We start from the raw sequence: 24727 nt of genomic DNA, 5'->3' as shown, positions 1-24727 counted from the left end.
CGTCCGTCACTACACTTCAACATGCAAAACATGAATCTGATCATACAAGGTTTAAATGCTGTCTTAGCGCAGCAAGCGGCAACTATACAAAGCATCGCCCAAATGTCTGGCGCAGAGAAAATCGTACCGATTAATGCCAAGGCAGTTCGCCTCGAAAACGTACAATGCGATGCAAGAATTCTGCAAGCAATTCAAGAGTTATGCTTACTCGCGCAGCTCGATGTGTATCACGGACAAACACGTCAACTCAGTGACTTTAAGCTGGTCGCGATGGACATGGATTCGACTTTAATTACCATAGAATGCATAGATGAAATCGCCGACATGCAAGGCTTAAAACCGCAAGTAGCAGAAATCACCGAAGCCGCTATGCGTGGCGAAATTGAATTTCAAGAAAGTTTAATTCGTCGCGTCGGTTTGCTGAAAGGCTTAGAAGCATCGGCGCTACAGAAAGTTTACGATCAACGCCTGCATTTATCGCTGGGCGCAGAGAACATGCTCAAACATGTGCAAGCGGCGGGCTTAAAAACTTTATTAGTATCAGGTGGATTTACCTTCTTCACCGATAGAATGAAATCGCGCTTAAATCTCGACTGCACCCACGCCAATGTACTCGAAATCATCGACGACAAACTGACAGGCAAAGTCATCGGCACCATCGTTGATGCCGATGAAAAAAAACGCACGGTTGAAAAAGTGTGCACCGAACTTGGTATCAGTCCACAACAAACTATCGTCATGGGCGATGGTGCGAACGATTTGAAGATGATGGGCATTGCTGGGCTATCCGTTGCCTTCCGCGCCAAGCCAGTTGTGCGTGCGCAAGCTAATGTCGCATTGAATTTTGTTGGTTTGGACGGGGTTTTGAATTTACTTTAAGAATTGTGCTTCCATAAAAAAATAAGCCGGGTGACGCGACGGCATCCAGCTTGAGACCAGACAGTTAGACTGAGACTTAGAGCACACATTTACCAATTTCTCATAAAAAGCCATTTGAAATCTGTAGAAGTTTTATACAAGCAAAATCTAATCTGTCGATGTATTAAGGTTTCATACCAACATTCGATATATACTTGTTCTGAATACCTTCCGATCAAGACTAGTCGTTATTCAACCAAGTCAAAAATCGTGGTTTCATGCGAATAGAGTTAGCAATTAAATGAAATTCATCTTCATTTTTTGCGTAATCCTCTTCAAAACTCCAAGTCGTTAAATAAAGAATTTTTTTACCTACGCGTATTTGTGTCGACAGGAAATGCAGAGGTACAGAATTTTTATCTCGACCACGATATTCAACTTGGAATCCATCTAAATTTTGAAACTTCGTTTCTTTAATTCTAGTAATGTCGGAATAAGCTAACTGATCGCGCATACGTAGATACATAGAATCTCGACTGTCAGACCAGATTAAAAATGGGTTTGCGTCAAACACACTGATAAACAGTGCAGCTTTAGTCTCACTATTTTTTGCAAAGACTTGGTACAAAGGAGATGGCGAAGTATCTGCCTCCCATCGACTATTTGCATCCAACTCGAAATTGTAATGTCCGTTTTGAAATGTCATCTGAAATACTGACCTTGGAAGACTTGAAGAGCTTTTGCTTTTCCCTTTACTGTCAACCGAACTTACCGCTCGCCGCTTTACGACAGACTCTTCTGTTCGGTACGTAAATTTTGCGTCGATAGGAGGATCGAATTCGTCAAATCCCTTGGCATACGTAGTTTTCAAACATGTCGTCTTTAAATCTTGCATCCAAGATGCTGACAAAAATTGGTGGTCAAACGAAGATGCTTGAGCAATACCAAAATTCCATGGCCCGCAATTAGTATCTATTGTTGGCGACTTAGTGCTAATGCATGCCGTTAAAAAGCCAATCGTACAAAACAGTATAAAAACTCGTCTTAATATTTGTTTCAAACCAATTCCAATCACAAATAGTTTCTAGAACATCAGATACCGCTATTTCACAGTATCTGATAAATTCAATATTAATTAACTCAGCTTCCAGACATAAGCAACATTGATCGTCGAATCAACATTCTTACCGTCAATTTGAGCGGGACTAGCCATACATGTTCCTGATCTCAACTTTTTCGCAACGGCTTCATCCAACCCTCGAAACCCACTCGATGCCGCTATCTTGACATCATCAATGGCGCCTACCTCATTCACTTTTAATGCCAGTGCTGTCGTTCCTTGTTCTTGATTTCGCACTGAAACTTTGGGGTATTCTGGGCTGCAACCACTCTTTGCAAAATCCAAGCTAGCAAGTGTTTTTGAACTAACGGGAAGATTTTCTTTCGATTGCGCTGATTTAACTGGCGACTCATCAAGTTTCCAATAATATTCAACGGCTGTTTTGCTTGCTTGCGGTTTGCCATTAAGTGTTCCAGGTGTACTTGTGCATGTCCCCGACAAAAGTTGATTTTTCACCGAATCATCCAGCTGAACATGTCCACTCGATTTCACTACGTTGACATCTTCAATACGTCCCTTGTTAGAAAAACTAACTAATAGTCTGGTCACACCTTGTAATTCATGACGTAAAGCATCACGAGGATATTCAGGCGCACATCCTGGTTTCGAAAAATCAATTCGCGCATGTGTAACAACGTCTTTGTTCGAACGTCCCTTGCCTTTCAAATTGTTAGCCTCAGATCCTGGCGTTGACGACTGATCGACCAATCGACTTTCCAAACTTGTCGATTCCATTGAATCCACTTCTACTACCTTGTCATTCGCAACTACTTTAGCTTGGCTCTGAGAACTCAATTGATCAGGCTGCGACAAAGTTCGGATCGCTGCATTCGCTGCCAAACCAACACAAGCTGCTGCAACGCCAACTGCAGTTACCGCGGTTTTCCAATTAACACTTTGTACTTCTGGACGTATTAAACGTTTGATTCTGGACATAAGATTTCCTCCATGTGCCGCTTGGGCGAGTTGAGGGGTGGTGAATTGGATTAATTCCAACTCTTGTAAAGCAAGCGCCAGACGCCGCGGTTCGCCGAGTATGCTTGCAGCTAAGTCATCCGCAATATGTTCTCTTTCATTGCGAATTTTTTTTGAAATCCACCAAACTGCTGGGTGGAAAAACAAAAACATTTCAATCAGATTTTGGATAAAATTCACCAGATAATCATAACGATGAATATGCGCTAATTCATGCGCTAGTAAGGCCTCAAGATGGGCGGGAGCCATACCAGTAAGCAGTGACGCTGGAACTAAAATCATAGGACGCAACCAGCCGATGGTAATGGGGCTTTTTAGATCATGTACGATCCACACCATCACTGGTCTCGACAAATTAAAACGTCGTGCTAAGCCTTGTACATGTTGCTGCCAGTAGGGATTTACCGCGCCACGTTGTCCATGGCTGTAACCACGCAACCACCAGAGACCGAGGCATAAACGAATGCTCAATAAGCTAACAACAAGCGCCCATATCAAAACAATTTGGTGCATATTGAGATGAAGCCAATTCGCCCAATTGTTCAGTAAAGTCTCTTTACCGATGTGTTGTGATTGCTGACTAAAATAAATCAATGACGCAATTCCATCTTCTCTTAATTGCAAAGCCTGCATCACCTGCCATACAGGAATAAAGAAGCAGCAAAGTAAAGCTATACAAGCGATCACATAACGCGTTTGAGCTCTTGCATTTCGCAGAAAAAGTAAGAGACCAGCTGCAACCAAAGCGACTAGAGTGCCTTGCCACAAAAAATGAATTAGCGCCCACCCAATCGCACTGACAAAATCACTGGTGAGATGATGCAGATTACCTATCATTTTTCATCTCCATGTAAGAATTTTTGAATCTCGTCACGCTCTTCTTTACTCACATGTGATCGCAATGCAGCAAGCACCAAGGCTTTAGCAGAACCAGAAAAGGCTTTTTGAATTAGATCCTTTACCAAATTGGTTTGTAAGGTATCTTGTTCCTCTACAGCGGCATAGACATGCGCTTTTTGACTCTCATCGCGATGCAGTTGTCCTTTGCTATGCATCACTTGAAGCATGCGCAAAACAGATGCATAGGCGATTTCTGGACGCTCTTTTAATGCTGCCTCATGCACTTGCTTAGCAGTCGCTGGACCTAATACCCAAAGCAAACGCATGAGCTCCATCTCTGCGGCCGTTGGTTTTGGCGGACTCGATTTTTCCGATTTTGTGGAAGTGTCTTTTTTCATTTGTGCGTGACGTAAAGTAGATCGATTGATCTAGATTAAATAATCTAGATTATTTTGTCTAGATATTTTTTAACTCTTTTTAATTTCTTTTAGTTTTGTTGTTTTAATACATAAACTGGGAATTAATCCATCTAGATATTGACGAGTGATATGACAAAGTAGGCGCAAGCTCAAAGTTGAACTCGAAATACGCACGCTCAGGATATAATCAGGATCAGTTTTTCTAATATTTCATGCTGTTCAAATTGACTAAACCACTAAGGAGATTCTTGAAATGATTGACGTCTATTCCTGGCCGACGCCAAATGGTCACAAAGTGCACATCATGTTAGAGGAATGTGGCTTAAGCTATCGGGCGATTCCGATTGATATTGGTGCAGGAGACCAATTTACGCCCGAATTTCTTGCAATTTCGCCCAATAATAAAATTCCGGCGATAGTCGATGCCGATGGCCCTGATGGCAAACCAATTGCGTTGTTCGAATCAGGTGCAATTTTGGTTTATCTTGCGAGTAAAGCTGGACAATTTCTTGGCCAAACCGATAGAGAAAAATATCAATGCTTGCAATGGCTGATGTTTCAGGTTGGTGGATTTGGACCTATGCTCGGGCAAGCGCATCATTTTCGGATTTATGCACCCGAAAAAATTGACTATGCCTATGATCGTTATACCAATGAAGCGAAGCGCCTCTACAATGTATTAGAAAAACAGTTAAGTCATCACGCCTATCTTGCCGGTGAATCTTATACAATCGCCGATATCGCCAGCTTTCCGTGGGCTCGTTCCGCGGCCAACCAAGGCATAGATTGGAACGATTATCCCCATACGAAACGCTGGTTCGATCAAATTAATCAACGCGCAGCAGTACAAAAAGCACTCAAGGTACTGGCAGATCATCGAAAACCATTAACCGACGCAAAAGCAAAAGACATTTTGTTTGGCCAATCACAATACGCAAAGAAATAGTTTTATCTTGTTGGCGAGTTTGTTCATTGACACTCGCCATCAAAACCTGCGCCAGCACAACATAGCCGATAAGGAATGACACATAGTATGCGACGCGCACCTAAAAAGAAAATTCAAAAACTAGCTGGCGACGCATTGCGTATCGCTAACCTATCTTTAGCGGTATCGCAAGCAGGGAGTCGTTTAGAAGATAACGACTGGCAATCATTGCTCGATGCCTTGATCGCCAAAAATCTGGAAGTAAAGCATCAGAGTATTTTAGATGCCGCTGCAGAACACGTTTTCACAAATCAACCAGATGCTTATGAAGTTTTGATAGAGGCAATCGAGTCAATTGCCACTTCAGGTCAAATTAAAGATGGAGATAGTTCCTACGATATTTTGTTGGTGGCGGCGCCGATACTCGCTTGGAGTCGCTTTGATATCGCATCGGGTAATATCCCCGCAGCGATACTGAAATCACTCACTACCAGTTGGCGCGAATCTTTATTGTGCAAGGGTGTACAAGTCTGCATACTACCGACCTTATATTCGATTGATCAATTACCGCAAGATCACTGCACGATCAATGATTTATTGCATGACACGGCACAACATTTCTTACAGAATAAAGCCATCCTTGCTCCCAAGGAGCTACCAAAAACCGTGCCATTCCTGGCCGATAGCCGTTACTTACTGGGTGTCGTTCTTGCACCAAGCAACGCCCCATTATTTCAATGGCAAATGACACCATCGCCTTTTGATATTGCCAAAGCAAAGGAAGCTGCGCTGCTGTTATGGAAACAGCGTGCACATGCAGATATTGCGCATTTACTGCCGGGCTGTGGCTTTGAATTTCTCTTACCTGAATCGTATTATTCAGCCTGCCGAGAAGCAGATATCTTGGTGCGACCGATTTCTATTCGCGCAACTGTGTTTTATCTCTGCCAGACACTGAATGTTGAAGCGAGCGAATTGAGTGCAATCTTAGGTCGATTCGGACCAGAAACACACCCAGGTCAAGTGGATGAAATTCGTGTCGGCTTCACACTCAAGAAAGCGCCAGAAATTATTTATGGTGTGATCTGGCCTTTGTATCAGCAAGAGGATGAAGTCAACGCTTTGGTTGGCCCGTCGATCTCGACCATGGATGAGCGTGAAGGTGAAATTCCTACCTTATTAAAAGAAAGTGGTATCAGCCAAATTCAAATTTTGGAGGATATTTTTGGCATGGAATTTTGCGAGGACTGTCAAGCGCCCTTATATGCCGATGCAGAAGGAGATCTGGTGCATCCAGAAATGCCTGATGATGCGCCACCAGAAGGATCTGTCCATCTGCACTAGACCCGTTACCATGAACTGGTAGCTAAGAAACCTTAGTAGCGATGTAATCTAATTTTCTGTCTAAGATGCGGTGAAGTTGGCACCTAGGGGCGAATGGCAAAAAATAAGGGCGAGCAATTGTGCTTCACAATCACTCGCCCTTATTAACTATTCACTTCAGTTCACCGTGCTCAGTCACGATACTAACAATTTCAGTAACTACAGCATCCGTGCTAACAATGCCTTATCGTATTTCGCGTCTAGGGGAATACGTACTTTATGCCCGGCACCACCAATCACATCGATTGCTTCATTCCGCTTATTGCGTATCTGTGCCAGATCAATAATTTCGTTACCACTTGGGTGAATAATTTCTATCTTATCGCCAACTGAAAAACGATTTTTGACTTCCACTTCAGCCCAGCCATCTTCGATAGAAAGTACATTGCCGACGTATTGACTGCGATGCGCCTTGGATACACCTTCCATGTAATTTTGATGATCTTGGGTGTGATGACGTTGATAGAAACCATCTGTGTAGCCACGGTTTGCCAATCCATTTAATTCGCCCAACAATTGCTCATTAAACGGACGACCAGCAACTGCATCATCAATCGCACGACGATAAGTTTGTGCGGTGCGCGCGACATAGTATAAAGACTTAGTTCTACCCTCCACCTTCAGGGAATCCACACCTATTTTCGCCAAACGCTCGACGTGTTCAATGGCACGCAGATCTTTAGAATTCATGATGTAAGTTCCATGATCGTCTTCCAAGATAGGCATGAAACTACCTGGACGCCCTGCTTCTTCGATCAGGTATGGACGATCGGCCAATGGATGTCGTGGCATATCGCCCATCGCTGAGAATGATTGATTTGCTTCCTCTAAAGCCTTATTGAAATCAAACTTGATGGTTTCAACTGGAATACGTTGTAAGTCACCGGTTTCATTTTCTGTCGCATTCTCAACCTTGTAATCCCAGCGACAAGAATTGGTACACGTGCCTTGATTCGGATCACGGTGATTGAAGTAACCAGACAATAAGCAACGACCAGAATAGGCGATACACAAAGCACCGTGCACGAAGACTTCGAGCTCCATTTCTGGACAACGCTGTTTGATTTCTTCTATCTCGTCCAAAGATAATTCACGCGACAAAATCACGCGGGTTAAGCCCATCTTTTGCCAGAATTTAACGTCAGCCCAGTTCACGGCATTCGCTTGTACAGAGAGATGCACATTCACTTCTGGCCACTTTTCACGCACCATCATGATCAAACCAGGGTCAGCCATAATCAGCGCGTCTGGCTTCATGGCGATCACTGGTTCCATATCAATCAAATAGGTTTTGAGTTTGGAGTTATGCGGGAAAATATTACTAGCGACGAAGAAAGATTTGCCACGTGCATGTGCGCCTTCTATGCCTTGCTGCAAAATATCCAGCGTAGAAAATTCATTGTTACGTGCGCGCAAACTGTAACGAGGCTGCCCTGCATACACTGCATCAGCACCAAAATCAAAGGCAGCGTGCATTTTCTCTAAGGAGCCTGCAGGCAATAATAATTCAGGCGACTTCAATAGCTGGGAGGATGAATTTGACATTGCAACACCATCTTAAAATACTGCGCATCAAGAACATCTCGTGCGCGCAAGGTTAATCAATTTTGCGCCAGTTTAACAACTGACGATTTCTCACATACTGCGTTATGACAAGCTCTTTGCTTGCCTATCTTGGCGAAAGGCCATAACTTCATTGAAGATCAAAGCCCCCAAAACCACGGTTCCACCCATTAAGGTTGCTTTGGCAGGCTCTTCCCCAATGGCTAACCAGACCCAAAATGGTCCGAGTACAACTTCAAGTAAAGAAAGTAAGGATATTTCCGGTGCACTCAAACCTTTGGCAGCATGCACCATGATCATGCACGGCAAGCCTAACTGAAACACACCTAAGGTCGCCAAAATCAAGATGTCATGCAGCGAAGCAGACAGCGGCAAAGCAAATGGCAACATCAACACCGCAGATAAAACACCACCGACTAATACAGCCGGAATTAAATCCACGTGCTGCCCACCTTTTTTCAAAATAATGACATTCGCTGCCACTGCAAAGGGAACGCAAAGTGCCAACATCACACCGATCAAACCACGTGAATCAAGTTGCGAAAATCCATCAATGAACATCCACAACATGCCACAAAAAGCCACCACAATCGCAAGCCAAGTGCGCCCTGGAATTTTTTCCGAGAGAAAAATCCAAGCAAAAATTGCGGTCAATAAAGGTGCAAAACTTTCAACGATCAAAGCATTGGCGACCGTCGTCATGGTCAGTGCCAACATGAAGCAAGTGAACATCGCTGCCCACATCACACCAGAGGCTAATCCATAGCGACCTAAACTTTTTAGTTTCTGCCCAAGCCCTGTTTTATGTTGCCCAGCCAAAACCGTACCGACAAAGAGCGCCGCAAAAAAACTACGCCAAAAACTGACTTCAAATCCACGTGCAGATTCCAATTGACGCGACAACACACCCGCCGTGCTCCACATCGTGGGCGCGATAATCATCAATAGTAATGCTGTTTTGTGACTAGGTTGCTGCATGCACAAACTCCGAATTTAAAAAGCAGAAACCCGCTTGATATGACATCAAGCGGGCTTATGTTGGAACTAATTTAAACCTGATTTAAATCTTATTAAGCTTCGCGAGATGCTTTTTTACGCTCGTGTTCTTTCAAGAAGCGCTTACGTAAACGAATGCTCTTCGGCGTGACTTCTACCAATTCATCATCTTCAATGAATTCAACCGCGTATTCCAAACTCATTTGAATTGGTGGAACCAAGCGCACCGCTTCATCTGTACCAGAAGAACGAACGTTGGTTAATTGCTTACCTTTAATCGGGTTCACAACCAAATCGTTATCACGTGAGTGAATACCGATGATCATGCCTTCATAGACTGGATCGTTGTGCACGACGAACATACGACCACGGTCTTGCAATTTCCAGATCGCGTAAGCAACTGCTGCACCGTCATCTTGAGAAATCAACACACCGTTACGACGGCCAGCCAATTCACCTTTAGTATTATCAACTGGTGCGTATTCATCAAACACGTGACTCATCAAACCAGTACCGCGTGTCAATGTCATGAATTCGCCTTGGAAACCGATCAAGCCACGCGCTGGAATACGGTATTCCAAACGCACACGACCTTTACCGTCCGGTTCCATGTTTTGCAAATCACCACGACGACGACCGAGCTCTTCCATCACGCCGCCTTGGTTGTTTTCTTCTACGTCAACCGTCAAGTTTTCATACGGCTCGTGGCGCACGCCATCTACCATTTTGAACACAACGCGTGGACGAGAAACCGCCAATTCGAAACCTTCACGACGCATGTTTTCGATCAAAATTGTCAAATGCAATTCACCGCGACCAGAAACTTCGTATGTAGAGTCGTCACCTTCAGCTTGCACTACGCGCAAAGCCATGTTGGATTTCAATTCACGATCTAAACGATCACGGATTTGACGTGTCGTCACGAATTTACCTTCGCGACCAGCCAATGGTGAGCTGTTAACCATGAAGTTCATCGTCAATGTTGGTTCATCGATCTTCAACATTGGCAAGCCTTCCGGTGTGTCCGGTGCGCAAATGGTGGAGCCGATACTGATTTCTTCAATACCATTGATCAAAACGATATCGCCAGCCAATGCTTCATCAGCCAATACACGATCCAGACCTTTGAACGTCAATACTTGATTGATACGTGCTTTACTCGGTTTATCTTCTGGACCATTCATCCAGACTACGTCTTGACCTGCGCGAACACGACCACGCAAGATACGGCCAACGCCGATCTTACCTACGTAAGAAGAGTATTCCAAAGAAGTGATTTGTAATTGCAATGGACCATTTGGATCATCTTCACGTGCAGGAACGTGTTTCAAGATCGCGTCAAACAATGGCTCCATGTTACCGTCACGTACTGTATCTTCCAGGCCAGCATAGCCTTTGAAGCCAGAAGCGTAAACGATAGGGAAATCTAACTGTTCGTCGGTTGCGCCGAGTTTGTCGAACAATTCAAATGTCGCGTTAACTGCTTTTTGAGGATCAGCGTTTTCACGGTCAATTTTGTTCACAACCACGATAGGTTTCAAACCCAAAGCCAAAGCTTTACGTGTCACGAAACGTGTTTGCGGCATTGGACCTTCTTGCGCATCAACCAGCAACAACACGCTGTCAACCATGGACAATACACGTTCAACTTCACCACCGAAATCCGCATGGCCTGGGGTATCAACGATGTTGATGTGTGTGCCTTTGTATTCAACTGCACAGTTTTTGGAAAGAATCGTGATACCGCGCTCTTTCTCAATATCGTTGGAATCCATAACGCGATTATCAACTTGTTGATTATCACGGAAAGTACCAGATTGGCGCAGCAATTGATCCACTAGCGTAGTTTTGCCGTGGTCAACGTGGGCGATAATGGCGATGTTGCGAATAGCGCGTGTATTGTTGGTCATGATTGTATTTATTTGGGAGGTGATTCGAATAACCGACGATTATAGCATGCTGCAATGCAAAACTTACGTCTTGATTACAAACAATGCAGATATTTTCGTCATTATTTCAAAGACTTACTACGCATTGATGACAAAAAGATGGGTTTCTGTCACGCCTATACGGCGTTTTGTATCAGGGGATTATCTTTGCTTGTTCAAAATACACGCCAAACTCAAATGTAGAAAAAGTCTACATCTCCCTCTTGAAATATCGCGTTACTGCCACACCTGATGCCCACATTAAAACATTCATTGAATCCGCGTAGGCGCGGTTTCTACTCCTTCAATTCTTAAATATCGAGGAAAGCATGTCAGAAAAACAAACCCTAGGATTTCAAGCAGAAGTTTCACAATTACTCCAATTGATGATCCATTCTTTGTACTCAAACAAAGAAATCTTCTTAAGAGAACTCATTTCTAATGCATCGGATGCATCCGACAAATTGCGTTTTGAAGCTATTAACGATGCCAGCTTGTTCGAAAATGATTCCGAATTAAAGATCAAAGTTAGTTTCGACAAAGCCGCGCGCACGATTACCATCAGCGATAACGGCATTGGTATGACACGTGACGATGCAGTGAATCATCTGGGCACGATTGCCAAATCTGGCACCAAAGAATTCTTCTCCAAATTGTCTGGCGATCAGCAAAAAGATGCCGCTATGATTGGTCAGTTTGGCGTCGGTTTCTACTCAGGCTTTATCGTTGCAGACAAAATGACGGTGGAATCACGCCGTGCCGGCACAGCGGCAATCGAAGGCGTACGTTGGGAATCTGCTGGCGCTGGCGACTTCAGTGTAGAGCAAATCACCAAAGAAGATCGTGGCACTTCTATCACCTTACATTTGCGCGAAGGTGAAGATGATTTCCTCTCTTCTTGGAAACTCAAATCCATCATTCGCACTTATTCTGACCACATCTCTTTGCCTATCTTGATGCAAAAAGAAGAATGGGATGACGAGAAAAAAGAACAAGTTCTCAAAGACGAACTTGAAACTGTCAATCAAGCGAGCGCCTTGTGGGCTCGCAGCAAATCTGACATCACGCCTGAGCAATACACAGAATTCTACAAACACATTTCGCACGATTACACTGCGCCTTTGACGCATACACACAATCGCGTCGAAGGTCGCAGCGAATATACACAGTTGCTGTACATTCCAAGCCGCGCGCCGTTTGATATGTGGGATCGCAACAAACGTGGTGGCATCAAGCTCTACGTCAAACGTGTATTCATCATGGATGATGCCGAACAATTGATGCCAGTTTATTTGCGTTTTGTAAAAGGGATTATTGATTCCAACGATTTGCCTCTGAATGTATCTCGTGAAATTTTGCAAGAATCACGCGATATCAAAGCGATCCGTGAAGGATCTACAAAACGTGTGCTGGGTATGCTGGAAGATTTGGCGAATGCGGAAGGCGATGAAGCAGAAAGCAAGAAGGAAAAATTTGCCAGCTTCTGGAAAGAATTTGGTCAAGTATTAAAAGAAGGTGTTGGCGAAGACGCAGCGAACAAAGATCGTATCGCTGCCCTACTCCGTTTTGCTTCCACGCACAATGATAATGAGTCCCAAACCGTTTCACTAGCCGACTATATTGCCCGCGCTAAAGAAGGTCAAGATAAGATTTACTACGTTACGGCAGATAGTTTTGCCGCAGCAAAAAATAGCCCACACCTGGAAATTTTCCGCAAAAAAGGCGTAGAAGTCTTATTGCTCACCGATCGTGTTGACGAATGGATGTTGTCCTTCCTGACTGCATTTGAAGGTAAAGATTTGGTATCAGTCGCGAAAGGCGATTTGGATCTGGGTAAATTGGAAGATGAAGCTGAGAAGAAGCAGCATGAAGAAACCGAAACGCAATTTAAAGATCTCGTTGAAAAGATGAAAACTGCCTTAGCTGATAAAGCTAAAGACGTTCGCATCACCTTCCGCTTAACTGATTCACCAGCTTGCTTAGTCGCTGACGAAAACGAGCTTTCAGGTAATTTGGTACGCATGTTGAAAGCCGCAGGTCAGGCAGCGCCAGAATCTAAACCGATTTTGGAGGTCAATCCCGATCATCCCTTGGTACAACGTTTGAAATACGAAGAAGCCAAGTTCAATGATTGGTCACACATACTGTTCGATCAAGCGGCGCTGGCGGAAGGCGGCACACTCGAGGACCCAAGTGCGTTTGTAAAACGTTTGAACGAAATGCTGTTAAACGTTAGCAAGTAAGTAATTTAAGGCTCAAAAAAATAGAAGCCGGAACTTTAGAGTTCCGGCTTTTTATTTTAAGTTAAACACGTAATACTTAATGTGTGACGCGCGTAGTACGACGATCAGATAATAAACGAACGCGATCTCCAGGACGGAATGTTTCGTCCGCATCTTGTGTAATTGCTTTTAATTCACCGTTATCTAAACGAACCGTAATTTCAAAACCTTTGCGCACATTCGCATTTGATTCCACATTATTACCAATAATTCCACCAACAACCGCACCGACAATCCCTGTCGCAGTTGATCCGCGCCCGCCGCCAACACTGGAGCCAGCCAGTCCACCCAAAGCAGCGCCAGTCAGTGTTCCCACACCACTGCGACCACCATCAATAGTCACCTCGCGTACTGAATCGACTACCCCCATACGAACCGTCATTTCATTCTGCGTTTGATATGGGCGATAAACACTTCCTGAGGTGCGTGTGGACACGCATGCACTTAAGGAAAAAGTGGCCGCGATCACCGTCGCGATTAAGATAATTTTTTTCAAAATAAACTCCTTAAAAAAGAACCGTAAGAACAAGCCTAAACAGTATTGCCTGTCCAAGACCAAATAAATCAATGCCCACTACCCGTTTCAACACAACGTCACATTTAACAATCAGTTGACAATTCAACGTGTTTTAATGCCTGTACAAGTAGGCCTCAATTCAATTCACATCAAAAAAATAAGATTCTAGAAATATTTTCATGTCATGCTGATAGCACATACTACAACATAGGGTTTACAATCAATCATTGCAAGCGCTATCCAGCAAAAACGAGTTAATTTATTCTCCGCCCCTTATGCTAATTAAACGAAAATCTATCGAAGCCGAATCAAATTACCGATCTGGCCCAAGTGCCGCAGAAAAAAAGCGCAAACCAAAATTTGCTCCTGTCACCTTATCTGAACACGACGGAGTTCGTTATCTGCACTTTGGTACTGAATGGGTGCAGGGCGCAATGCGTTTGCGTAAACCAGATTGGTTAGAACTGGAATATGCGCAGCAAATGATGTGTTGGATGCTATTTAAAGATCAGCCTCAACATATTTTGCAACTAGGCCTGGGTACTGGTGCGCTAACAAAATTCTGCTATCGACATTTTCCGAATGCAAAAGTGACCGCAGTCGATTTAAACCCGGCAGTCATCATGATTTGCGAAAGCATGTTCAAACTACCTGCGAATGATGAGCGTCTACAAGTACTAGAAATGGATGCAATGGATTTCGTGTGCGATCCAGAAAATCATGATCAATTTGACGCCTTACAAGTCGATCTCTACGATGCAACCGCGCGAGGACCAGTTCTTGACAGTACAGAGTTTTATCAAGCGTGCTTCGATTGTCTGAAAGCAGACGGTATGTTGACGGTAAATTTATTTGGAGACCATCCGAGTTTTGCTAAGAACATCAAAGTTCTGCGATATGTATTCGGTACCGTACTCTGTTTGCCCGAAGTCCATGATGGAAATGTGGTAGCGATCGCATTCAAACCACGGCTGAAGCTTGACCTTGATCTCCTCTATTCCCGCGCGCAGCAAATTCAAGAGTCAAGCAAACTTCCAGCAAAGAAATGGGTTGATGGCCTGACCAACACACAACATTAATCCATTCGGGCATCTGCGTCTTACCTATCTAATTAGCCAATTACAAAGTGATCAATATGAATAGTGGAACGATTAAAAGTCTCAATATGCAGCAAATTTTTACTTGGCTGATGGAAGATGGCATCGTCAAAAAAGAAGATGCAAAAGTTGCGTTCAATCATGCGCGTGGCATACACAAAAATGGCCCAGAGAGCATGCATCCTTTTACAGCGATCGCGCAGGCAAAGCTGTACTCCGCGTTACGACCACAACAGTTATTGACGCTAGATTGGTTAACCGAATGGGCCGCACGTAAAGCTGGCATTCCTTTTTATCGCATAGACCCTTTAAAAATCGATTTCACCAAAGTCTCAGATGTAATGTCGTCGACCTATGCAACGCGCTTTCATATTCTGCCAGTCGATGCAACGAATGACACCGTGATTGTTGCCACAACCGATCCTTACAATAACGCATCATGGCTTGATGAAATTTCACGACTGACAAAAAAAGAAATTAAACTGGTACTAGCAAATCCTCTTGATATTGCACAATATACGGCACAGTTTTTTTCACTCGCAAAATCGATCAAAGACGCACGTAAATCAAGTGGCAATGATGTTGCCCTCAGAAATAATTTTGAGCAATTAGTCGAGCTTGGCAAAGCGAACAAACAAGTCGATGCCAATGATCAACACATTATCAACATCGTCGATTGGCTTTGGCAATTCGCTTTTGAACAAAGAGCGTCCGATATCCATCTAGAACCAAAACGTGATATGGCCGCCATACGATTCCGTATCGATGGCGTACTACACCAAGTTTACCAAGTTCCAGCGATCGTCATGATTGCAATGACTGCCAGGATTAAATTATTGGGACGTATGGACGTGATTGAGAAGCGTCGCCCACAAGATGGTCGGGTGAAGACACGTACATCGGATGGTCAAGAAGTGGAATTACGTTTATCAACCTTGCCGACTGCATTTGGCGAGAAATTGGTGATGCGTATTTTCGATCCCGAAGTCGTGGTAAAAACTTTACCCGAATTAGGTTTTCCAATCAACGACGCGATTCGCTGGGACGAGCTGACCAAAAAACCTCATGGGATTATTTTGGTTACCGGACCAACAGGTTCAGGAAAAACCACGACGCTTTATACGACATTAAAAGCATTAGCAACTTCTGATGTGAACGTCTGTACCGTTGAGGATCCCATTGAAATGGTGGAAAGTTCATTCAATCAAATGCAAGTACAGTCGAATATCGATTTATCATTTGCAGATGGTATTCGTGCCTTAATGCGTCAAGATCCAGACATCATCATGGTCGGTGAAATTCGCGATTTGGCGACGGCAGAAATGGCGATTCAAGCTGCACTTACAGGACATTTAGTGTTATCAACACTACACACCAATGACGCCCCATCAGCGATTATGCGTTTGTTGCAATTAGGTGTTCCCTACTATTTACTAGAAGCGACTATTATCGGCATTCTGGCACAACGTTTGGTCAGAACTTTGTGCCCTCATTGTAAGTCGACTGATGGTGAAATTCCCGACCCTGTTTGGTCAGCCATGGTAGAGAGCTGGCCAATCGAGAAACCAAAAACAGTCTACCGACCGGTTGGTTGTCTGGAATGTCGTCAGACTGGCTACAAAGGGCGAACAGGCTTATATGAATTATTAACTGTCACACAAACCTTTAGTAAGCTAATACAACAAGACTCAGACATTCATGCACTCAGAGATCAAGCAATTAAAGATGAAATGAAACCGTTGAGAGTGGCGGGTGCACACAAAATTATTGATGGTGTGACGACGATAGATGAAGTCCTGAAAGTGACCTCGGCACTATTCTAAGAAATATTATTCGCTAAAATACCAAATAAATATTGACTTTTAGTTCACGCCAAAGACCTTGTACTAGACACGAAGAAGGTGAAACACTGTTAGATCGGGCAATACAACGTATTTCAAGCTCAGCTTCTTTATGTTAAATTCGATGACGCTGTCGATCAGCAATCAGAAATTAACGTAAGGTCAGAATGGATTTGTACGTATTAGATGCAGAAATTTTTGGACTGGAGTCGGCACTATCATCGACTGAAGAGTTGCCTCGTCTGGAAATTTTAGTACAACTAGCCTGGCACTTGCGGCAACGCGATTGTCAACAGGCACTCTGTCTAATCAAAGAAGCTGAAGACTTACTCAAGGCCCTCTCAAAAACACTTAAAAATCCAGCATCTACGCTGACACGGATTGCACTTATCCGAGCGGAAATTCAGTGGCTTTATGGAGATTTGGATTTAGCTAAACAAGACGCCAATCTTGCCTTCAACTTATCAGAAGAATGCGGAGACTTCATAAGTCTCGGCGATACTTATTTTTTATTTAGCTCTATTCATCGTGACCTGGGCGAAATCCAACAACGTGATCAATGCTTACAAGCGGCGAAAGAACATTATCTAGATGCGGGTGATCTGCTGCGCACCCAGGTTGCTTTAGCTCGCCAGCTGCATAATAGCGCGATTCGCGATCCACAAAATACACTTACTGAATTACATCAACATTTTAATGTCGAGCTCGATTATCACCCCTCGGTAGTGGCTTGGCTTGCTAGCGCCCGCGCGATCATCGCGAATAAAATTGGCGACATGGGCGAGTCATGCAGACTACATATTCAAGCACACGCCGCCGCCTTAGAAACCGGACAAATTCGTCAATCTATTTTGGCGGCAACAAATGCTGCTGACTCGTTTGCAACCTTGGGCGATATGAATGCCGCACTAGAATGGGATGAGATTGCACTTGGATACGCACGAGAAAATCAATGGCCTAGTTCTTTGGCGATTGCCTTACTACAAACAGGTAATGCATTACGATTATTAGGTCGGCATGAAGAAGCAAAAGAGAAACTCATTGAGGCATTAAATAACCAGATAAAAATTCCCAGATCACGAACTTATGCTCACACCCTGGCGTATCTCGGAGATTTATCCTTAGATTTAGGCAAGCCCGACGAGGCGCTGCGTTTTTTCGAGCAAGCTGCGGAGCGAATTGAAAATCATAATGAGCCTGTGTTTTTATCAGATTGCTGGCGTGGTCAGGCTATTGCGTATTGTCGTCTCGACCTAGTCAACGAAGCACATGAGAAAATCTGTCAAGCGCTGAACATTGCACGCGAACACCACAATATCGACGAGCAAATTAAATGTTTACGGGTGTACGCAGAACTCGCAAGAAAAAATCCCGATTTTCACAATAACTCTCTGCAAATTGAAAGCCAAGCTCCCAATCTGTGCTTGCATTATCAACTGGAAGCGCTCGCCCTGTGCCAATCCATCAAAGGCATCAACATTCCGGCAGATTTGCTGGACCATATTGCCGACAGCTATGCACTCATTGCAGATTTTCAATCCGCATTTCATTATTCACGCCTTGCAGCAAAAGCAAAAGATAATCGTCGATTACATGAAGCGCATAATCGTGCGATTGCAATGCAGGTTCGCTACGAAAATGCGCGCCACCGTGCGGACGCAGAATATCATCGAAAAATTGCGACATCCGAAGCAGAACGCGCTGCCAGTTTACAAGAAGCCAGTAACACCCTTGAAACCTTGGGTTTAATCGGACGCGAACTCACCGCAAATTTAGATGTGGAATCTGTATTCGAAGCTTTACATAGACATGTCAATGACTTGCTCGATGCAACAAGTTTTGGAATATCGCTACTGGAGCCTGATGGCGATACTTTACGTTTCGTTTTCGGCATAGAGAATGGCGTACCAATCCCTTGCTTTGAAACGGCTCTTGATCATCCTATCTCATCATTTGCACGTTGCGCGCGTGAACGTCAAGAAATTGTATTGGAGCGAGAACCTGGCGCCACCGGTCGTTTTATTATTCCCGGCACGGTCGCTACCCTCAGCCTTTTGTACACACCATTGATGATAGGTGAACGCCTGTTAGGTGTGATGTCGATCCAATCAACACGAGCGCATGTCTATGGTGAACGTGAACGTTCTATCTTACGCACCCTGGCAGCCTATGGCGCGATTGCGCTCGATAATGCATCTGCCTATAAGCAATTACAGCTCACCTTAACTGCATTGCGGGAAACGCAAAATCAATTAGAAGAAGTCAGCATCACAGATCCATTGACAGGATTACGCAATAGACGATTTTTGCTACAAAACATCGAAAGTGATGTAGCACGGGCGCTGCGCGCTTACGAAGATCAAATGCATAATCCCAACGAGCTAATGAATCACCCAGCTGACAGCGATATCGTATTTTTTATGGTTGACCTCGATCATTTCAAATCTGTCAACGATACTTATGGTCACGCCTGTGGTGACATGGTACTGATGCAAATGCGAGACCGCTTGCAAAGTGTTTTTAGGGAATCCGATTATCTGGTGCGCTGGGGCGGAGAAGAATTTCTAGTCGTTGCCCGCACTTGTAATCGTAAAGATGCCGCGCTGGTCGCTGAACGCATCCGTCAAGTAGTCGCTGACACCACCTTTAAATTACTTGATGATGTCGAAATTTCTCGCACCTGTTCAGTTGGCTATGCGAGCTTCCCCTTCCTGCCAATGCAGCCTCATCTGGTCACTTGGGCACAGGTGGTAAATTTTGCGGATCAGGGTTTATATCTGGTGAAAAAATCTGGGCGGAATGCTTGTATAGGAATCATACACACTAGCCTAGTACAGCCAGAAGATTTCTATAGTCGTGTAATGCGCCATCCACAACAAGCGGCGCAGTCGGGTTTAATCAGCATTGCATCGCATCGAACAGATGATTTGGACGACACGATACATGCAAGCTAGTATGCAAGCTCGCTTTCAATTTCATTCATTAAGTTAAATTTTCAACTCTAATCTTAAATTGAATACGGTATAAGTACGAGAACGATTGCTTTGCAAATAGTTGATACGATTGATCGCCAAACTATTCCCACTAACATAATCGTTCGCCTGCAAATTATTCGCGGCAAGGCGTATCTTTAGGTTAGGTGAAAATTTCCACAAGGCGTATACGTCAACTTGCCGCTTAATACCGATACTGAGCATTTGTGTGTCACTGACTTGATTGACGTAAGCTGGCGTCCAATTTAAGTTCCCGCCCAGTGTCATCGGCAAACCACTAATCCGATAATCTAAACCAAGATTTGCGGTCTGACTAGGTTGCTGATCTAAACGATTATTGGGTCCTTTGACATCATCGACGCTAGACCAAAATCGACTGTAGTTGGTGCGTACATCGACGGCCGGCCCTTGCGGGAAAAATTCCTGCAACTGAAATTTCGCTTCGAGTTCAATGCCCTTTGCAATGGCTCGCCCGATATTAATCGGCGAATTCAGCCAGCGTGATTCATTGCCCACTTGTACTAATTCAGTACGACGTCGAATCAGATCATCTATTTCCTTAACGAACAGATTCACGCTCATAATTCCAGCGGTTTTCAAATAATGTTCATAGGCGATATCAATACCTCGTGACAACTCCGGCTTCAAGTCAGGATTGCCGCTTCGATCGGGTCGCGTCGGTCCATTCAATGGCGAAATTGCAGGCACTGCGATCACATCATTTAAGGCCGGTGCCCGATAGCTGTTGGTCAAACTCATACGAATCTGATCTTTACCGAAATCGGGAATACGATACACCGCATGTACGATAGGACTAAAAACACTACTGGAATTATCAACCACATAATTAGCTTTGCTACTGTGCGTTTGAATACCTTCCCAACGAATACCTGCATAGCCAGACCATTGTGGACTGAGATCTATTTCACTTTGAACATAGGCAGCGACACGACGTGTCGATGCTTCTAAATTATCACCTGACTCGGTAAACTGCGGCTTACCATTATCTAGAGAAATACGTTTTTGCTCGCGCTGACTACGCTCAAAATCCCAACCTGCGGCCAGATTCTGTCTATCACCAATCGGCGTCGTATATTTACCGCCTAAGCTAATGCCCGTATCGCGCGTATTATTGAGATCACTGATCAAATTGAGTTGCTCACCGTTCTTAGCAAATTGTGTGCGCAAACTATCGCTGTCTGCACGACCACTGCTAACACCAGCGCGTAGTGTTAGTTTAGAAGTATCTTCAAATCGATGTTGATAATTGGCGTTCAAACGAAACATGCTTGATTCGGAATGACTTTGCGAGTTTGCTAAGGCGACTGGCGCACGCAAAGTAACAGGATCAAGCAATTCAGGCGTTTGATTAATTCGCGAATGATTGCTTGACTGGCTGCGCGAATTCATCAAGAAAGGTTGTAAAGTCACATTATCGCCATTCTCGAATTTATAGCTAAACCTTGGCGTCAAATGGATCCCAATTGATTGACGGCTAGTTTGATCGATTTGATCTTGAATCAACTGGATGTCACCGGCGTCGCCCTGCTCTATTCTTTGCGAACTTCCGTAATCTCGTTGTCCGTTACGAAATATAGAGCCACTCAGGGCATAGTTCAAATCACCGATCTGTCCGGGATAAGTAATGGATAAATTAGGTGCCACTCTTCCTTGCTCAAACCCCAAAGCCAACTTCAAATCAACATCCTTAGGGTGAAACTCTTCTCGCAAAATGATATTGATCGTGCCAGCAATTGCTTGCGTGCTAAATTCTGCAACAGGACCACGCATTACTTCGATACGTTCTACCTGATCGGGGGACAAAGACTCCATCGAAAAGCCTCGAGGTGGGCGTTCGCCATTCACTAAAATTTGTGTATAGCCACCACCCATGCCGCGCATCCGAACATCACCACCTCGCCCTGGACGGCCACCGGTCGTCACCCCAGGCAATCGTTTTAAAATTTCACCAACAGTAAAATCTCCATCACGATCTAATTCTTCACGTCCGACAATTATTTTTCCGGCGATAGAATTACGTCGCAGATCGATATCCGATTGTTTGCTTCCATTCACCGTTACTTTTTGTAATTGATCTGTATTTTTGGATTCTACAACTTCATTTTTTTCGGCATTTGATTTCGCTGGCGGCACACTCTGCAAATTATTTTGCTGCCGACTCTGCATAGCACGTCGACGAACTTCTATTGCTGCATTCGACGTCGCTGTTTCCTCCACTTTCTTGATAGGCTCTTCTGTTTTGTTTTTCTCTTGCTGCCCTTGTGCAAACGACATTTCACTGAGACTAAAGATACTTCCAATAGCCAATGCAACGGCACTTTGGGGAAAAGAGAGTTTATTCATTATTCAATTCAAGAAATGGTGGAGAAAGTTTCCACCATTATATTTTCAATTCCTTATCGAAAATCGCTCGTGCATGTTTGTTTTGTATGAAATTGAAACAAGCGAGTATGTTCTGTTACGTTTGGATACGAATACTAACTAGCCTAGTATTTTTTCACCCAGTCACCGCTCCATCATCGCCCTATTATCTTGCGGCTTGCTCACGACCAAAGCGCCACAACGCCAAGGCACCAAATAGGAAGGTAAATCCAGCCAAAGCTGCCATTGGTAAAATCGCCGCGTCAATTCCCAAGCCTCGCCACGTCATGGCATCAAATCCATCTACCGCCCACCGTGTCGGAATAAAAACAGTTATATCCTGTAACCATTGCGGGAAGAGAAAAGACGGCATCCACGCGCCCCCAAGCATCACCAAGATTAAAGTTGCAAATGTAGCGATTCCACGTGCTGCTTCCGGTGTCTTGCCGAACGCGGCGATCAGCAATCCAAAACTCGCCGTCATCATCGAAAAACAAATGGCGATACCAATCAATCCCAAAACACTGCCCAAAATTTCCACCTGAAATACCAAGATCGCCACGACACACAATACACAGCTGACAAAGAAAGCGATCAAAGCACAAGACAGTGCACGAGCGATAATTAAGGTATTCATACCAATTGGTGCCGCCAAGAGTCGATTCCAAAGACCTTGCTTGCGCGATAGCAGAACCCCGATGCCAGCATCAATCGCCAAAAACAAAATGAACTGTACGGTCATGCCCGCAAATGAATGTGCATAGCCGTTATAACTACTGGCGACGCCAGTCTTCGCACTTAAAGCTTCATCTTTTGGATTAAACGGCATACTCAAACCTGCTGGCTTTTGTTGCGACTCAGCTGTGGCACCAGTTGTTACGTCATTGGTGCTTTGTGCGCTTTGCTGACCTTGCTGATATTGCTGAAAGTCTTTCAAACTGCCTAAAAATGTCTTCAGTTCTTTTTGATCTGCATTCTGTACTGATGTCGCATTAAGCTCCGCGATGCTTTGTTCAACCATATTGGAACCTGTAGTACCTGAAAACATTTCGGCACTCACGCTTTGCATCACATGTTGAACTAAAATTCCTTTCACCATTGCCAATACAGTGCCCTGTGATGGATCATAATACAGCGGCAAATCAGGTTTTTCTTTTGCGTTAAAGAAGGCTTTGCCAGCTGCTGCACCAAAACCCTCTGGCAATACTATCGCCACAGCTAACTTGCCTTTTCTAACCAACTCTTGCGCTGCGTCTACACTGAGTTCTTTTATCTGCAAACTGGCATCTGCTTTCAGACCTGCGACAATTTTTTGACTAATCACATGCTGGTCAATTTGCACTAAAGCGATTTCAATTTTTGCAGCATCTTTTTTGCCGCTACCGCCAGTAAGATAGCCGAAGAATGCGGCTAACAAAATTGGCATCAACAGTGTTAAGACCAAAGCACGTTTGTCGTGCAAGAACAAAATAATATCTTTGCGTATCAGGGCGAATAAGGGAATCATGATTGATCACCGTCTTTCATAAAATGAATTGGTAAGAGGACGCGTATAAATAAAGACTTTTGGTGACTAATCTCGCAGACTTCGACCAGTCAATGCTAGGAAAACGTCTTCTAACTTGGTTTTGGCAGTCGCAAAATGCGTAACCACACATCCTTGCTGCGCTAAAAAATTGAGTATCGTCAGAGCACAATCTTGTGTATGCAAAGCGATTTCCAGTGCCTTACCATCGTCTTTCAAAGTGACCGCACTGACTCCAGTGTGTTGTTTAAGCTGATCTAGCATTGGCGATGAAAGCGCTTGAGTCAAACTCAGAAGTAACGCAGCTTGTGCAGGCAAGCGTTGAATTAACTCTGCTGGCGTTTCATTCGCGATGATCTTGCCATGATCGACGATAACAATATGATCTGCCAGACGCTCGACTTCCTCCATGTAATGGCTGGTATAGATCAAAGCGCGACCTTGTGCTTTTAAGATTTCTAAAGCGTCGAAAATTGCATTCCGACTTTGCGGATCGATGCCGACGGTTGGCTCATCGAGTATCAATAACTGAGGGTCATGCAGCAATGCAGCTGCGATATTCAAACGCCGTTTCATGCCACCAGAAAAGCTCGAGGGCTTATCTTTTGCCCTGTCTTTTAAACTGACCAGATCTAATACGGCATCGCAACGTGATTCCAAATGACGACCGCTTAGTCCATACAAAGCGCCAAACAACTTCAGATTTTCACGCGCCGACAAATCTTCAAATAGGGCTAACTCTTGCGGTACCAAGCCTAATTGCATTTTGGCTTTTTGATTCCCCGCAGCCATCAATTCACCGGATAATAAAACTTTGCCAGCATCCGCTGTCAAAAGGCCACAAATCATATTCACGGTAGTCGATTTGCCAGCGCCATTCGGCCCTAATAATCCTATGGTTTGACCTGCTTGTACCGAGAATGAAATATTGTCGACCACGAGGCGTTGCGCGAAACTTTTGCTTAGTTGCCTTACTTCAAGGAGTGCATGGGTCATTTTTTATCCTATCAAAAAGTGGCTTCGAAAATTTTCAAAGATGGCATGATTTTGCAGCAAAGCTGCTACTTTGAATAGAACCGTTTG

17 protein-coding genes are annotated in these 24727 nt (G+C 44.2%); 7 read left to right on the top strand and 10 right to left on the bottom strand.

The features are described 5' to 3' along the window. The first annotated feature begins 30 nt into the window (after positions 1-30). Complete coding sequence (serB, locus tag H8K33_RS03020) at positions 31-879, top strand: phosphoserine phosphatase SerB (protein WP_186889762.1); 849 nt, start codon at positions 31-33, stop codon at positions 877-879. A gap of 220 nt (positions 880-1099) precedes the next feature. Here serB and H8K33_RS03015 read toward each other — a convergent pair whose 3' ends face one another. The 3 genes from H8K33_RS03015 to H8K33_RS03005 form a co-directional block, all read right to left on the bottom strand. Next, positions 1100-1918, bottom strand: coding sequence for a hypothetical protein (locus H8K33_RS03015; RefSeq protein ID WP_186889479.1), 819 nt, complete (start codon positions 1916-1918; stop codon positions 1100-1102). Between the two features lie 75 nt (positions 1919-1993). Next, positions 1994-3790 (bottom strand): M56 family metallopeptidase, encoded by a 1797-nt coding sequence (locus H8K33_RS03010; RefSeq protein ID WP_186889478.1) that lies wholly within the window; start codon positions 3788-3790, stop codon positions 1994-1996. Next, positions 3787-4191: a BlaI/MecI/CopY family transcriptional regulator gene (locus tag H8K33_RS03005; RefSeq protein WP_186889477.1), complete on the bottom strand. Its 405-nt coding sequence runs from the start codon at positions 4189-4191 to the stop codon at positions 3787-3789. Before H8K33_RS03005 ends, H8K33_RS03010 begins: the two co-directional genes overlap by 4 nt. A 274-nt stretch (positions 4192-4465) precedes the next feature. Between H8K33_RS03005 and H8K33_RS03000 the strand changes: the two genes are divergently transcribed. Continuing rightward, positions 4466-5158, top strand: a complete 693-nt coding sequence (locus H8K33_RS03000) for a glutathione binding-like protein (RefSeq protein ID WP_186889476.1) — start codon at positions 4466-4468, stop codon at positions 5156-5158. Between the two features lie 75 nt (positions 5159-5233). After that, positions 5234-6481: a DUF2863 family protein gene (locus tag H8K33_RS02995; RefSeq protein WP_186889475.1), complete on the top strand. Its 1248-nt coding sequence runs from the start codon at positions 5234-5236 to the stop codon at positions 6479-6481. Between the two features lie 198 nt (positions 6482-6679). Here the strand turns inward: H8K33_RS02995 and trhP are convergent, their stop codons facing one another. The 3 genes from trhP to typA all read right to left on the bottom strand — a co-directional run bounded on the left by trhP (position 6680) and on the right by typA (position 10989). Next, complete coding sequence (gene trhP, locus H8K33_RS02990) at positions 6680-8065, bottom strand: prephenate-dependent tRNA uridine(34) hydroxylase TrhP (protein ID WP_186889474.1); 1386 nt, start codon at positions 8063-8065, stop codon at positions 6680-6682. Between the two features lie 102 nt (positions 8066-8167). After that, positions 8168-9061, bottom strand: coding sequence for a DMT family transporter (locus tag H8K33_RS02985; protein WP_222613255.1), 894 nt, complete (start codon positions 9059-9061; stop codon positions 8168-8170). 92 nt (positions 9062-9153) lie between these two features. Continuing rightward, positions 9154-10989 carry a translational GTPase TypA gene (typA, locus tag H8K33_RS02980; RefSeq protein ID WP_186889473.1) on the bottom strand — a complete coding sequence of 612 codons (1836 nt, stop codon included), beginning with the start codon at positions 10987-10989 and terminating at the stop codon, positions 9154-9156. 347 nt (positions 10990-11336) lie between these two features. On the opposite strand from typA, the gene htpG reads away from it, so the two are divergent. Beyond that, a complete protein-coding gene (gene htpG / locus H8K33_RS02975; RefSeq protein WP_186889472.1) occupies positions 11337-13250 on the top strand; it encodes a molecular chaperone HtpG in 1914 nt (637 codons plus the stop codon). A gap of 76 nt (positions 13251-13326) precedes the next feature. On the opposite strand, the gene H8K33_RS02970 is transcribed toward htpG, so the two are convergent. Beyond that, complete coding sequence (locus tag H8K33_RS02970) at positions 13327-13785, bottom strand: outer membrane lipoprotein (protein ID WP_186889471.1); 459 nt, start codon at positions 13783-13785, stop codon at positions 13327-13329. Between the two features lie 296 nt (positions 13786-14081). Between H8K33_RS02970 and H8K33_RS02965 the strand changes: the two genes are divergently transcribed. The 3 genes from H8K33_RS02965 (at position 14082) to H8K33_RS02955 (ending at position 19698) form a co-directional block, all read left to right on the top strand. Continuing rightward, positions 14082-14885 carry a spermine/spermidine synthase domain-containing protein gene (locus H8K33_RS02965; RefSeq protein WP_186889470.1) on the top strand — a complete coding sequence of 268 codons (804 nt, stop codon included), beginning with the start codon at positions 14082-14084 and terminating at the stop codon, positions 14883-14885. A 56-nt stretch (positions 14886-14941) separates the two neighbouring features. Continuing rightward, positions 14942-16726, top strand: coding sequence for a type IV pilus assembly ATPase TfpB (gene tfpB, locus H8K33_RS02960; RefSeq protein WP_186889469.1), 1785 nt, complete (start codon positions 14942-14944; stop codon positions 16724-16726). A gap of 185 nt (positions 16727-16911) precedes the next feature. Beyond that, positions 16912-19698 carry a diguanylate cyclase gene (locus H8K33_RS02955; protein WP_186889468.1) on the top strand — a complete coding sequence of 929 codons (2787 nt, stop codon included), beginning with the start codon at positions 16912-16914 and terminating at the stop codon, positions 19696-19698. 33 nt (positions 19699-19731) lie between these two features. On the opposite strand, the gene H8K33_RS02950 is transcribed toward H8K33_RS02955, so the two are convergent. From H8K33_RS02950 to H8K33_RS02940, 3 genes are all read right to left on the bottom strand, one after another. Then, positions 19732-22101, bottom strand: a complete 2370-nt coding sequence (locus tag H8K33_RS02950; protein ID WP_246443241.1) for a TonB-dependent receptor plug domain-containing protein — start codon at positions 22099-22101, stop codon at positions 19732-19734. 184 nt (positions 22102-22285) lie between these two features. Further along, positions 22286-23626, bottom strand: coding sequence for an ABC transporter permease (locus tag H8K33_RS02945; protein ID WP_186889467.1), 1341 nt, complete (start codon positions 23624-23626; stop codon positions 22286-22288). A gap of 66 nt (positions 23627-23692) precedes the next feature. Next, positions 23693-24640, bottom strand: a complete 948-nt coding sequence (locus H8K33_RS02940; protein ID WP_186889466.1) for an ABC transporter ATP-binding protein — start codon at positions 24638-24640, stop codon at positions 23693-23695. Positions 24641-24727 lie beyond the last annotated feature (87 nt).

Origin of the sequence: Affinundibacterium amnicola, from assembly GCF_014284275.1 — a bacterium.
GTDB classification, from domain to species: Bacteria; Pseudomonadota; Gammaproteobacteria; order Burkholderiales; family Burkholderiaceae_D; genus Undibacterium; species Undibacterium amnicola.
Note: the sequence above shows the minus strand (reverse complement) of the source record. Positions and strands in the feature narration are given on the sequence as shown.